The 13,192-nt window shown below is 52.2% G+C and carries 13 protein-coding genes; 5 read left to right on the top strand and 8 right to left on the bottom strand.

Features of this window, described 5'->3' with window-relative positions:
- Positions 1 to 196 precede the first annotated feature (196 nt).
- Positions 197 to 1,234 (top strand): HTH-type transcriptional regulator GalR, encoded by a 1,038-nt coding sequence (gene galR / locus AC07UY_RS02165; RefSeq protein ID WP_494700672.1) that lies wholly within the window; start codon positions 197 to 199, stop codon positions 1,232 to 1,234.
- A 4-nt stretch (positions 1,235 to 1,238) separates the two neighbouring features.
- Positions 1,239 to 2,255, top strand: coding sequence for a LacI family DNA-binding transcriptional regulator (locus tag AC07UY_RS02160; protein ID WP_494661327.1), 1,017 nt, complete (start codon positions 1,239 to 1,241; stop codon positions 2,253 to 2,255).
- On the opposite strand, the gene lysA is transcribed toward AC07UY_RS02160, so the two are convergent.
- Positions 2,247 to 3,509: a diaminopimelate decarboxylase gene (gene lysA, locus AC07UY_RS02155; RefSeq protein ID WP_494700671.1), complete on the bottom strand. Its 1,263-nt coding sequence runs from the start codon at positions 3,507 to 3,509 to the stop codon at positions 2,247 to 2,249. The genes AC07UY_RS02160 and lysA overlap by 9 nt on opposite strands.
- Before the next feature lie 119 nt (positions 3,510 to 3,628).
- Here lysA and AC07UY_RS02150 point away from each other — a divergent pair, with 119 nt between their 5' ends.
- Positions 3,629 to 4,564 (top strand): LysR family transcriptional regulator, encoded by a 936-nt coding sequence (locus AC07UY_RS02150; RefSeq protein ID WP_494700670.1) that lies wholly within the window; start codon positions 3,629 to 3,631, stop codon positions 4,562 to 4,564.
- On the opposite strand, the gene AC07UY_RS02145 is transcribed toward AC07UY_RS02150, so the two are convergent.
- The 5 genes from AC07UY_RS02145 to AC07UY_RS02125 form a co-directional block, all read right to left on the bottom strand.
- The gene (locus AC07UY_RS02145) at positions 4,536 to 5,243 is read right to left on the bottom strand and encodes an aspartate/glutamate racemase (RefSeq protein ID WP_494661330.1); all 708 of its coding nucleotides are present in this window, start codon (positions 5,241 to 5,243) and stop codon (positions 4,536 to 4,538) included. The genes AC07UY_RS02150 and AC07UY_RS02145 overlap by 29 nt on opposite strands.
- Before the next feature lie 190 nt (positions 5,244 to 5,433).
- A complete protein-coding gene (gene kduD / locus AC07UY_RS02140) occupies positions 5,434 to 6,195 on the bottom strand; it encodes a 2-dehydro-3-deoxy-D-gluconate 5-dehydrogenase KduD (protein ID WP_192613342.1) in 762 nt (253 codons plus the stop codon).
- A gap of 56 nt (positions 6,196 to 6,251) precedes the next feature.
- Positions 6,252 to 7,088, bottom strand: coding sequence for a 5-dehydro-4-deoxy-D-glucuronate isomerase (gene kduI / locus AC07UY_RS02135; protein WP_203360126.1), 837 nt, complete (start codon positions 7,086 to 7,088; stop codon positions 6,252 to 6,254).
- Positions 7,089 to 7,528: 440 nt separating this feature from the next.
- Positions 7,529 to 8,707, bottom strand: coding sequence for an acetyl-CoA C-acetyltransferase (locus AC07UY_RS02130; RefSeq protein ID WP_494661331.1), 1,179 nt, complete (start codon positions 8,705 to 8,707; stop codon positions 7,529 to 7,531).
- 112 nt (positions 8,708 to 8,819) lie between these two features.
- Positions 8,820 to 9,695, bottom strand: coding sequence for a LysR family transcriptional regulator (locus AC07UY_RS02125; protein WP_203360124.1), 876 nt, complete (start codon positions 9,693 to 9,695; stop codon positions 8,820 to 8,822).
- Positions 9,696 to 9,799: 104 nt separating this feature from the next.
- Between AC07UY_RS02125 and AC07UY_RS02120 the strand changes: the two genes are divergently transcribed.
- On the top strand, positions 9,800 to 10,255 hold the full coding sequence (locus AC07UY_RS02120) for a multidrug/biocide efflux PACE transporter (RefSeq protein WP_192613346.1): 456 nt from the start codon (positions 9,800 to 9,802) through the stop codon (positions 10,253 to 10,255).
- A gap of 142 nt (positions 10,256 to 10,397) precedes the next feature.
- Positions 10,398 to 11,627: an amino acid permease gene (locus AC07UY_RS02115; protein WP_494700669.1), complete on the top strand. Its 1,230-nt coding sequence runs from the start codon at positions 10,398 to 10,400 to the stop codon at positions 11,625 to 11,627.
- 64 nt (positions 11,628 to 11,691) lie between these two features.
- Here AC07UY_RS02115 and AC07UY_RS02110 read toward each other — a convergent pair whose 3' ends face one another.
- Both AC07UY_RS02110 and AC07UY_RS02105 read right to left on the bottom strand, forming a co-directional pair.
- On the bottom strand, positions 11,692 to 12,159 hold the full coding sequence (locus tag AC07UY_RS02110) for a YqeJ family protein (RefSeq protein WP_494700668.1): 468 nt from the start codon (positions 12,157 to 12,159) through the stop codon (positions 11,692 to 11,694).
- Complete coding sequence (locus tag AC07UY_RS02105) at positions 12,149 to 12,994, bottom strand: winged helix-turn-helix domain-containing protein (RefSeq protein WP_494700667.1); 846 nt, start codon at positions 12,992 to 12,994, stop codon at positions 12,149 to 12,151. The genes AC07UY_RS02110 and AC07UY_RS02105 overlap by 11 nt, the downstream gene beginning before the upstream one ends.
- Positions 12,995 to 13,192 lie beyond the last annotated feature (198 nt).

Below are 13,192 nucleotides of genomic sequence, written 5' to 3'. Positions count from 1 at the left end.
TAATTCCTCACCAGCGAACAATCGAAACAGCCTTTAGCAAAGTGTAACTAAAGGTTTGTATTCTCTATTTTCTGTCTTACTTCATTGGTGTGCGCTCACATTTGCGAGGTCAGGATGGGCAATCTGCTTGAATAGCCCCTCTTTTTCCGTAACACTGGCAGGATGTAAGCGTTTACCCTCAATAGGTACTAGTGTCATGGCGACCATAAAGGATGTGGCCCGACTGGCTGGTGTTTCAGTCGCCACCGTTTCTCGCGTGATCAATGATTCCCCAAAAGCCAGTGAGGCGTCTCGTCTTGCGGTGACCAGCGCGATGGAATCTCTCAGTTATCACCCCAATGCCAATGCCCGCGCCCTCGCCCAACAATCGACAGAGACTGTTGGTCTGGTGGTGGGCGATGTTTCCGATCCTTTTTTTGGCGCGATGGTGAAAGCCGTTGAGCAAGTGGCCTATCACACCGGTAATTTTTTACTGATTGGCAACGGCTACCACAACGAACACAAAGAGCGTCAGGCGATTGAACAGCTGATCCGCCACCGCTGCGCCGCACTGGTTGTTCACGCCAAACTGCTCCCGGATGCCGAGCTGGCCTCGCTCATGAAGCAAATTCCCGGCATGGTATTGATCAACCGGATCCTGCCAGGATTTGAGAAACGCTGCGTGGCCCTGGACGATCGCTATGGCGCCTGGCTTGCCACTCGCCACCTTATTCAGCAAGGACATACCCGAATCGGCTATCTGTGTTCAAACCACACTATTTCGGACGCGGAAGACCGTCTGCAAGGTTACTACGACGCGCTGGCAGAGAGTCAACTGCCGTGTAACGACAGGCTGGTGACCTTTGGCGAACCCGACGAAAGCGGGGGCGAACATGCCATGACGGAACTGTTAGGCCGTGGACGAAACTTCACCGCTGTCGCCTGTTATAACGACTCCATGGCGGCGGGTGCCATGGGGGTATTAAATGATAACGGCATCGACGTCCCTTCGAAGATTTCCCTGATTGGTTTCGATGACGTTCTGGTTTCCCGCTATGTACGCCCACGGCTAACCACCGTTCGTTATCCTATTGTGACGATGGCGACGCAGGCAGCGGAGTTGGCGCTCGCGTTGGCGGAAAAGCGTCCTGTGCCGGACATCACTCATGTGTTTAGCCCCACTCTGGTCCGTCGACACTCTGTTTCGACGCCGACGGAGTCAGGGAATTCTTCGTCAAACGAATCACCGGAATAGCGTCATGACAACAATGCTGGATGTTTCACGTCGTGCGGGCGTATCAAAGGCGACTGTTTCTCGCGTGCTTAACGGGACAGGACAGGTAAAAGAGAGCACGCGGCAAAAAGTCTTTAACGCGATGGAGGCTCTGGATTATCGCCCCAACTTTTTGGCGCGATCGCTGGCGAACCGTACCAGTAACAGCATTGGTCTTGTGGTGTCGACATTTGACGGATTCTACTTCGGTCGACTGCTGCAACAGGCCTCGCGCCAGACGGAATCTCACGGTAAGCAACTGATCGTCACCGACGGCCACGACACGCCGGAGCGCGAGCAGGAAGCGGTACAGATGCTTGCCGACAGGCAATGTGACGCCATCATTCTCTATACCCGCTATATGAGCGAAAAGGCGATCATGGCGCTTATCAATACCATCGCCATGCCGCTGGTGGTGATCAATCGCGACGTCAGCCTGGCGCGGGATCGCGCCGTCTTTTTCGAACAAGAAGACGCCGCCTTTCAGGTCGTGGATTATCTGATCTCGCAGGGCCATCGCGATATCGCCTGCATTACCGTTCCCATCCACACCCCAACCGGAAAATCCCGCTTAATGGGGTATCGTAAAGCGCTGGAGAAGAACGGCATTGCCTGGGATCCAGCAAAGGTAAAATACGGGGACTCCAGCATGATGCGTGGCTACGATGCGTGCCGTGAATTGCTCGATGAAGGTGTGACGTTTAGCGCCCTTTTCGCCTGTAACGACGATATGGCGTTGGGCGCCTCGAAAGCGCTGCATCAGGCTGGACTTCGGATCCCACAGGATATTTCACTGTTTGGCTTTGACGATGCCCCCAGCGCAAAATGGCTTGAGCCGGGGCTTTCTACGGTCTATCTACCCATTGATAATATGATAACCACGGCTATCGATCAGGCCATACGCCTGGTCAGCGGTAAGGCGCTGGAGCCCATCCCTCCCTTTACGGGAACCCTGGTACTCCGCGATTCCGTCACCACCGGGCCGTATTACCAATCAGAATAACTCCAGCGCCAGCAGCTCTTCGATAGTCTGACGACGGCGAATCAGTTTTGCTTCGCCGTTATCAAACAACACTTCCGGTAACAGTGGACGGCTGTTGTAGTTTGAGGACATGGATGCGCCATACGCCCCCGTATCGTGCAGCACCAGGTAATCACCGGGAGCCACCGCCGGTAACGCGCGGGTTTCCACTTTTCCGCCTTCCTGTTGGGTAAACACATCACCTGATTCGCACAGCGGGCCCGCAACGACGGTATCCACCTGCGGTTCCGTTTCCAGCGAGCGTCCATCTGCCGCCAGAGCGCTGATACGATGATAGCTGCCGTACATGGCCGGGCGCATAAGATCGTTAAAGCCGGCATCCACCAACACAAAGTGTCGGCTCCCCATCTGTTTTACGCTGCGCACCTGCGTTACCAGGACGCCTGATTGCGCCACCAGAAAGCGTCCAGGTTCGATTTCCAGCGCCACGTGATGTCCAAGGTGACGCGCAATTTGCTCACGCGCGGCATTCCACAACCCGTAATAGTGTTGCGTATCAACAGATTCTTCGTTGTCGCGGTAGGGTATCGACAATCCACCGCCTGCGGAAATCGCCTCCAGATCCTGACCACATTCGATAACCTGACGCACCATCGCGCCGCACACCTGCTCCAGGTGACCGTAATCAACGCCAGAACCGATATGCATATGAATGCCCACGAGTTTAAGCTGATGGCGTTGTATCACCGCCAGCGCAGCAGGCAGATCGGTATGCCAGATACCGTGCTTGCTGTTTTCACCGCCGGTGTTGGTTTTTTGGCTATGACCATGACCAAACCCCGGATTCACACGCAGCCAGACCCGATGCCCGGGAGAAACCTGACCGAGCTGATCCAGCATGTCCACGGACCCGGCATTGACCGGAATACGCAACTCGCTAACGCGGGCGATGGTGGCGGCGTCAATCACATCAGCGGTGAATACAATGTCATCCGGATGCGTTTGCGGGTTGTACCCCGCCGCCAGCGCGCGCTCGATCTCGCCCAACGAGACGGAGTCAACCTTCACCCCTTGCTCGCGCATCAAGCGCAAAATATGGATGTTCGAGCAGGCTTTCTGCGCAAAACGCACCACATCAAACTGTTGCAGGGCGGCGATCTGGCGGCGAATAACCTGCGCGTCATACACCCAGACCGGGCAACCAAACTCAGCCGGTAAGTGAAGCAAATTTTCAGCGTTAAGCGAGGTCTCTGTGCAGTTCAGCGAATGTGGCATAGCGGGCTCCGGGCAAGATATTTTTTATGATTACGCCACAACCTGAAGAGAATAAAAAATATCGTTTTATCCTGACTCTATGCAAAAATGATATGGATTATCCCCACTAAGGAAAACCGATGCCCGCCGTGAATCTTCGTCATATTGAAATCTTCCATGCGGTGATGACTGCCGGAAATCTGACCGAGGCGGCGGCGCTGCTGCATACCTCACAGCCGACCGTCAGCCGGGAACTTGCGCGGTTCGAAAAAGTGCTGGGATTAAAACTCTTTGAACGGACTCGCGGGCGACTACATCCAACGGTACAAGGGCTGCGGCTGTTCGAGGAAGTCCAGCGTTCCTGGTATGGGCTGGATCGCATTGTGAGCGCGGCGGAAAGTTTACGTGAATTCCGCCAGGGGGAGTTGTCTATCGTCTGTCTGCCGGTGTTCTCGCAATCCTTTTTACCGGCGCTGCTGCAGCCTTTTCTTGCCCGTTACCCGGATGTCAGCCTGAACATTGTGCCGCAGGAATCGCCGTTGCTGGAAGAGTGGCTTTCCGCGCAGCGTCACGATCTTGGTCTGACCGAAACCCTGCATGCACCTGCGGGGACTGAACGCACCGCGTTGCTCACGCGAAATGAAGTGTGCGTCCTGCCGTCAGGTCATCCACTTGCGGCAAAGTCCGTGCTGACGCCTGACGATTTTCAGGGGGAAAATTACATTAGCCTGTCACGCACTGACAGTTACCGTCAGCTGCTGGATACACTGTTCAATGAGCATCAGGTTAAGCGCCGTATGGTTATCGAAACCCACAGCGCCGCCTCGGTCTGCGCGATGGTGCACGCGGGAGCCGGGATCTCCGTCGTCAACCCGTTTACCGCCCTGGATTATGCGGCAAGCGGGGTTACCGTGCGGCGTTTCAGTATCGACGTACCCTTTACCGTCAGCCTGATCCGCCCCTTACACCGCCCTTCGTCCGCACTGGTAGACACGTTCAGTGAACATCTCCAGGCCTCGTTACCGCGCCTTATCGATCCGCTGGACGCTATTCTTTCGCAGACGACGAAAGCATAAACTCCACCGCATCTGCGGCATGAATTGCAGCGGTATCAAACACCGGGAGCGCGCTGTCCGCTTCCGGGACCAGCAAGCCAATCTCGGTGCAGCCAAAAATAACGCCCTGCGCACCTTGCGCCGCCAGGCTCTCGATCACCTGCAGGTAATAATGGCGTGACCGCGCGGAGAACTCGCCAAGGCACAACTCATCGAAAATAATCTGGTTAATTTTGTCACGCGCATCAACCTCCGGAACCAGGGTTTCAATCGCAAACTGCTGCGCCAGTCTTTCCCGGTAGAAATCCTGCTCCATGGTATAGCGCGTTCCCAACAAAGCCACACGCGTCATGTTTTGGCGGGTAATGGCGCGCCCCGTCGCATCAGCAATGTGCAAAAACGGTAACCGGCAACGCGTTTCAATGGCATCCGCCACTTTATGCATCGTGTTGGTACACAGCACGATCCCTTCAGCGCCCGCCTGCTCAAGGCCCAGTGCCGCCTGTGCCAGAATATCGCCCGCTTTGTCCCACTCGCCGCGGCTTTGACACGCTTCAATTTCATGAAAATCAACGCTATGCAGCAACAGGCTCGCAGAGTGCAAACCGCCCAGACGTTGCTTAATTCCTTCGTTGATTAAACGGTAGTAGGGAATGGTGGATTCCCAGCTCATTCCGCCCAGCAAACCAATCGTTTTCATTGCGCACTCCTTCGTTGAAAGCTGATGGCAGTGAAACAAAGTTATGATTAAGTTTCCAGTTCAATTGTTATGCGGTGAGCGCCTGAGTGTGCCAGGTCAGCGAAAAGACGAAGAGAAGAACAGAAGAAGGGAAAAGGAGAGGGAAATGCCCGACCCGCGTTCGCAGTATCGGGCATTTACGGTTGGCGAATTAACGCGCCAGCCAACCGCCGTCAACAGCCACGGTATAGCCGTTGATGTAATCAGACGCGCTGGAAGCCAGGAAGACAATCGGCCCCATCAGATCGCTCGGCAGACCCCAACGACCCGCTGGGATACGCTCAAGGATCGCCGCACTGCGCTCTTCATCAGCACGCAGCTGCTGCGTGTTGTTGGTCGCCATGTAGCCTGGGGCAATCGCGTTCACGTTGATGTTGTGCTTCGCCCACTCGTTCGCCATCAGACGGGTTACGCCCATAACGCCGCTTTTTGATGCAGTGTAAGACGGAACGCGGATACCGCCCTGGAAGGAGAGCATGGACGCGATGTTGATGATTTTGCCGCCGTTACCCTGAGCAATAAAGTGCTTCGCCGCCGCCTGAGACATAAAGAACACGCTCTTGATGTTCAGGTTCATCACGTCGTCCCAGTCTTTTTCACTGAAGTCGATCGCATCTTCACGACGGATCAGGCCCGCGTTGTTGACCAGAATATCGATATGACCAAATTCCGCCACCGCACGTTCCAGCAGAGCCGGAATACCGTCGATCTGACGCAAATCAGCGGTCAGACTTAAAAAACGACGACCCAGCGCGGTAACGCGTTCAATCGTTTCTGTTGGTTCAACGATGTTAATCCCGACAATGTCGCAGCCCGCTTCTGCCAGACCCAGCGCCATACCCTGACCAAGACCGGTATCACAACCCGTAACGACCGCTACTTTACCTTCGAGAGAAAATGCATTCAGAATCATTGTAAACCCTTAATTTTTTAGTACCTGTCACGGACAGGCATCATTGCCGTTCGCGACTAGCGCAGATCTTTTACTGCCACGTGGTCCATGTCATCAAAGACCTGGTTTTCGCCCACCATGCCCCAGATGAATGTATACGCTTTGGTGCCCACACCGGAGTGAATAGACCAGCTCGGCGAGATCACCGCCTGCTCGTTGTGCATCACGATATGACGCGTTTCCTGCGGCTGCCCCATCATGTGGAAGACACAGGTGTCTTCGTCCATGTTGAAATAGAAGTACACTTCCATACGGCGTTCATGGGTATGACACGGCATGGTATTCCACAGGTTGCCTGGCGCCAGTTCGGTCAGCCCCATGCTCAACTGGCAGGTTTCCAGAACATCCGGAACAAAATATTTGTTGATAGTGCGACGGTTACTGGTGGTGTTGTCGCCTAAAGTGACCGGAGCCACATCGGCTGGCGTCACTTTTTTGGTTGGATAGGTGGTGTGTGCCGGTGCGCAGTTGTAGTAGAACTTCGCCGGTTTTGCCGTATCTACGCTGGCAAAAACCACTTCTTTCGCGCCTTTACCCACATACAACGCATCGCGATGACCAATTTCATAGCACTGGCCGTCAACGGTAATCGTGCCCGGACCACCAATGTTGATTACGCCTAATTCGCGACGTTCCAGGAAGTAGGTCACGCCCAGTTGCTTACCGACTTCACCGCCTACAGAAACTGATTTCGCCACCGGCATAATACCGCCGACGATAATGCGATCGATGTGGCTGTAAACCATGGTGTATTCGTCAGCCACAAACACGCTTTCAACTAAAAACTCATTGCGCAGTTCCTGGGTGTCCAGCGTTTTCGCGTGCGCACTGTGGATACTTTGTCTTACGTCCATATTTACCTCCAATGATAAATCGACCGTGAATTCCTGAACGGAGAGCAAAACGCTGTTCCGTTTTACCTAATGAGGCCATGATAGCCCTCCGTGAATCTGTTTTCAATTATAAATAAAACAACGTTTCATTTTTGCGATAATTATTGTCAAAAATGCAGTCCCGATCACGCTCAGGCGCAGCGCATCAAAAAAATTAAAAACAATTCATTTAAAAACAAAGAGATAATTGAAATATTGCGATTATTGCCCAACAGAGAGGCCAGGTGCAGAAAACAGAGAGGGAATGCGGAGGCGGTTATGACGCGTTTTATCATCAAGTTGCGTCATGAATCACAAATATTGAAACATTGTTTTGATAAATTATTCTTTGTTCGAGTGTTTCTGTAACTGGTCTTGCCCTCCGTGTGGAGGGCTTTTTTATGCCAGCGGCAAGGCGATGCTCAGTCTCTCTCGATAGCCAATGCCACGCCCTGCCCGCCACCGATACATAACGTCGCCAGCCCTTTACGCGCTTTACGCTTAAGCATTTCATGCACCAGCGAAACCAGGATTCGACAGCCTGAAGCGCCAATGGGATGGCCGAGGGCAATCGCGCCGCCGTTAACGTTCACCCGGCGTTCATCCCACTCCAGCATTTTTCCCACAGAAAGCGCCTGAGCGGCAAACGCTTCATTGGCTTCGATAAGATCCACATCTGCAAGCTGCCAGCCAACCCGCTCCAGACAGCGGCGAGTGGCATAAACGGGGGCAATTCCCATCAGCGCCGGATCCACGCCGACACTGGCAAAAGCACGAATACGCGCCAGTATGGGTAAATTCAACGCCTGCGCTTTGGCTTCACTCATCATCATCACGGCGGCGGCGCCATCGTTAATTGACGAAGCATTTCCTGCCGTGACCGATCCCAGACGATCGAACGTGGGATCCAGCCTGGCCAGCCCTTCGGCGCTGGCATCGGTCCTCGGCTGTTCATCCGTATCAATCACCCTTGATTGTCCATTACGCTGAGTGATAACAGGCACGATCTCATCTTTAAAGCGGCCCGCATCGATTGCCGCACGCGCTTTTTGCTGAGAGCTGAGCGCATAGGCATCCTGCAACTCGCGGCTGATCCCGTATTCCCGCGCCAGATTTTCAGCGGTTACGCCCATGTGGTAATCGTTGAACGCATCCCACAAACCGTCGTGAACCAGGCTGTCGACCAGTTGGCTGTTGCCCAGTTGCGCTCCGGTGCGGCTGTCGGTGAGAACATGCGGCGCGCGGCTCATGTTTTCTTGTCCGCCCGCAATCACAATATCCGCCTCACCGCACTGGATAGCCTGGGTCGCCAGATGCAACGCTTTTAGCCCTGAACCACAGACATCGTTGATGGTGATAGCGGAAACCGTATTCGGTAACCCGCCTTTGATGGCGGACTGACGGGCAGGATTCTGCCCTGCTCCTGCTGTGAGAACCTGACCGAGGATAACTTCATCGATGGCATGTACATCAACACCCGTGCGCGCCAGTAACGCTTTCACGACCACGCTGCCAAGCTCAACGGCAGAATGACGCGCCAGCGTTCCCTGGAAGCAGCCAATGGGTGTCCGTAATGCCCCAACTATCACAACCTCTTTCATTACCACCTCTGCGCAAAATAACACCGCAATAGTAGAGGATTGTTAAAAATTTGTTGCCTTGAATGTTTAAAAAAAGTGAGTTTTATCACAAAGGAAATTCGTATCGTTGTAGCTACGACGCGACACGCCCCTGTTGTAAATGGTATCGGAGCCAGCTCCCCGCTGCCCCTGGGGGAGATTTCTTATTCCAGAGGAGATCGATAGAGATAGCCCTGGGCCAGCCGGGCACATCCAGCTGAACCAACGGTTTCTCCGCGGCAAATTCTTCGACCAACGCACAGGGCAGCGCACACCAGCCGAATCCCTGCACCGCCATACTGAGCAATAATAAATAGTTAGGCGCGGACCAGACCGGTCCTCGCGCCACATTGGCGCCGCTTTCAAAATAGGTATTCAGTCGCAGTTCACGCCAGGTATGCAGTTGATCCCAGGAGACTTTTTCCTGCGTCGCCAGCGGGTGCGTCTCGGCAGCATACAGTCCCATCCAGGTTTGCATCGGCAAACGCGTGACGCCCATATCGGTCGGGTAGTCGTCGCGGGCCTCTATCAGCCCCACCTGGGCACGTCCTTTTTGCAGCAGATCGATGACATCCTCATCTTCACCGATCAGGCATTCAAACTCGGTATGCGGAAATTGCCGATCAAACTGCACCATCAGTTCTTCGAGAACATCCGGATGCAGAGTGTCGGAAAGGACAAAGGTCAGGCGCGCTTCCGTTTCTCCGGACAACGACAAGGCCACTTCATCCAGACGGTCGCTCGCCGACAAAATCGCCTGCACATAACTGAGCACCCGCTTTCCCTCTTCCGTCAGTACCGGTTGTCGCGACGATCGGTCAAACAGCGAGAAACCAAGGTCGGCCTCCAAATGCGCTATCGCCGTACTGATGGTGGACTGGCTTTTACGCAGCCGCCGCGCCGCCGCAGAAAAGGAGCCGCAGGAGACGGTTTCTACAAACGCCGTTAATGCTTCAGGAGAGTAGCGCATGAACTATCTACTTTATCGATGGATACTATCTTTTAGATATCACATTAAGCGATAAAATGCCCAGGATTCCACACTATTCCGAACATAAAAGAAGGTTTCACGCTATGCAACACGATGCTGTACAACGCCGCTCCTTACCTGAGCGTATTTTTCATGCCGTCTGCTTTGAGGGTATCGCAACGGCTATTCTCGCCCCAACGACGGCATGGTTAATGCAGCGCTCCGTTCTCGAAATGGGCGGTCTCACCGTGCTGCTAGCAACCACCGCGATGATCTGGAATATCATCTATAACGCGCTGTTTGACCGTTTTTGGCCTGCACATCTGGTCAAACGTACCGCCAAAGTCCGCGCCTTTCATGCCCTGGGATTTGAAAGCGGCTTTATCGTGATTGGGGTGAGTATTGTGGCGTATGTGCTGAGTGTCAGTCTGCTACAAGCATTCACACTGGAGATCGGTTTCTTCCTGTTCTTCCTGCCCTACACCATGCTCTATAACTGGGCCTACGATACGTTGCGCCATCGTGTGATCAAACATCGCCAGCAGCGCGTTACTGCCTGATAACGCTCTGATTTGCCGGAGTCGCTGTGATTCCGGCATTTTATCTGTACGCTCCCTCTATGTATTAGCCTCCCTCAATAACCCCTGTTTATGGTAAATTGTGCTTCTTTTTTGTTTATTTTATAGTTGATACGTTCAGATAATGTCGAAAATTTGGTCAAAAGAAGAGACTCTCTGGAGTTTCGCGTTATATGGAACTGCCGTAGGTGCAGGAACCCTCTTCCTCCCCATACAGTTGGGTTCAGCGGGGGCGATTGTTCTGTTTATCACCGCGCTGGTCGCCTGGCCTTTGACTTACTGGCCGCACAAGGCGCTGTGTCAGTTCATCCTCTCTTCTAAAACCTCAGCAGGAGAAGGGATCACCGGCGCGGTAACACACTACTACGGTAAAAAGATCGGTAGCCTGATCACCTCGCTGTACTTTATTGCCTTCTTTGTGGTCGTGCTGATTTATGCCGTGGCGATCACCAACTCGCTCACCGAACAGGTGGCAAAACACCTGCAGGTAGACCTCCGCATCCGTATGCTGGTCAGTCTGGGTGTGGTGGTGACGCTGAACCTGATTTTTCTGATGGGACGCCATGCCACACTTCGTGTGATGGGATTTCTGGTGTTTCCGCTCATCGCGTACTTTTTATTTCTTTCGTTCTATTTGACCGGAAGCTGGCAACCCTCTTTATTGACCAGCCAGATGTCTTTCGATCAGCACACGCTTAATCAGGTATGGATATCTATTCCAGTGATGGTTTTCGCTTTTAGCCATACGCCAATTATTTCCACGTTTGCCATCGACAGACGTGAAAAATATGGCGAGCAGGCCATGGGTAAATGCAAAAAAATCATGAAGGTCGCCTACCTGATCATCAGCCTGAGCGTGTTGTTTTTCGTCTTTAGCTGTCTGCTCTCCATTCCGCCCGCTTACATTGAAGCGGCCAAACATGAGGGCGTAACCATTCTGTCCGCGCTGTCGATGATGCAAAATGCCCCCGCCTGGCTGTCGATTTCCGGGATTATTGTCGCCGTTGTCGCCATGTCGAAGTCATTCCTCGGCACCTATTTCGGCGTGATCGAAGGGGCAACTGAGGTGGTGAAAACCGGCTTACAGCAGGTTGGCGTGAAGAAAAGCCGCGCCTTTTATCGCGCGCTTTCCATTATGCTGGTTTCGGTGATCACCTTTATTGTCTGCTGCATTAACCCAAATGCAATCTCAATGATTTACGCGATCAGCGGCCCACTCATCGCCATGATTTTGTTCATCATGCCGACGCTGTCGACCTATCTAATCCCGGCGCTAAAACCCTACCGCTCATTGAGTAATCTGATAACCCTGATTGTCGGCCTGCTCTGCGTTTCTGTGATGTTTTTTGGCTAACGACAATCTTAACGGCTCATACACCGGAAGGGGTTGAGCCGTTAAATTTCCCCCTCACTTCTCGTTAATTTGCATCCATACAGAGCAACGATGGCGAACCCACGGTGGTAAATGCCCAACCTTCCCGATACTTGTTAATCAGAAGCGAAAACGAAGCGCCACTCGCTAAATACAATGCGGGGAGTGCTTTGCGCTCACCGGCGTCTTTTAGGTTGTCGGAAGGAAACTGAACAATCCTGCTGCTGGTGAGAATATAGTGTTTACGTATTTTCTTATACGTGAAGTAAATGACGCGACTCACTTTATAAAGTCGGGAGTCAGACGTTTTCAAAATACCGGTAAGGGTAATGATCCCCTGACTGTTATGCATTTGATAAGAAATATCACCAGAGAAAACCTCATGGTCGATATCCCAAACGGCATAACCGCTGCAATCTATTTTTGGGTTAGTTTTCTTGGCATACCAGATGCTTCCCCCTGTGGCCAGAGAGACCAATACAACAATTACGAACAAGAGTATTTTAGTTTTCATTATTAATCGAATAGTAAGTTGTGCATTTGGTGGACGCCTTTTTCCTGACGTCCTGTGGGCAAATCACGGCGGCAATATTTTTGGCACTGCTCACTCCAGAGAGAAAGATATAGTTATTCTCGCGGCATAATTCATTATGATTTTGCATAAACCGCAGGTAATGGTTTTTTAGCGCATCATTTCCCTTCTGAAATACAGTGCAGGAGGGAAATTTATCCGTAGTCAAAATATCATACGACGATAACAAGGACTCCTGACGCAGGTGAAAGGTACCGATGACCCCGCCAATAATGGCAACCAGCAGCGATAAAGAAAGAAACAGGCCAGACAGAGGTGAACGAAACGACAGACGTTTCGCTCTCTTCTGCGTTTCAACCATCGGCGTAACAATCGGTTCAACAACAGGTGGTTCAATCGGTATTTCAACCGGTGGTGTTAAAACCGTTGCCGCTGGGGGTGTTTGTGCGATATCGCGAACCTGAATATCCGCTGAAATCATCAACCCCCGGCGAGCAATTGTTTTGATAATGTCGCGTGGTAAGCCAATGCCTTCTAATGCATTTCTGAGAATAAGAATGGTTTGATAAAACGTATTTGCGGATGTCACACTGTTCTTCTCCCCCCACCCTGCAGCAATAAGCTGATTCTGCGAAACGACACTCCCATTATTCATTATTAGACATAAGAGAATCAGGCTCGCAGGCGTTTGCAGGGTAACCACTTCATCTGTAACGCTATTTGATAGTGTTCGCTTGCCAGTATGAAAGTAAACCAGGTGATTAATAGTGTAATATCCAGCATGTTTTAACACGTCAGGCACGGTATTCCTTTTCATATTGATATCATGAATGTAATGCTACAAAATTCTTATATTGAGATCACTATAAATATTAACTAATGGGACTGGCATCAAAAAACCTCATCAAAAATAGTTATAAATCAAACACCTTCATTGTTGATAAGATCACTTTTTCTTAGTTAAGACTCTTTTTGATGAATATTCACGCTTCCCTGGATATTATTACGACACGAC

The sequence above is a fragment of the Citrobacter sp. GW821-FHT02E08 genome, assembly GCF_059421685.1.
This window is presented reverse-complemented; position numbering and strand designations above follow the sequence as displayed.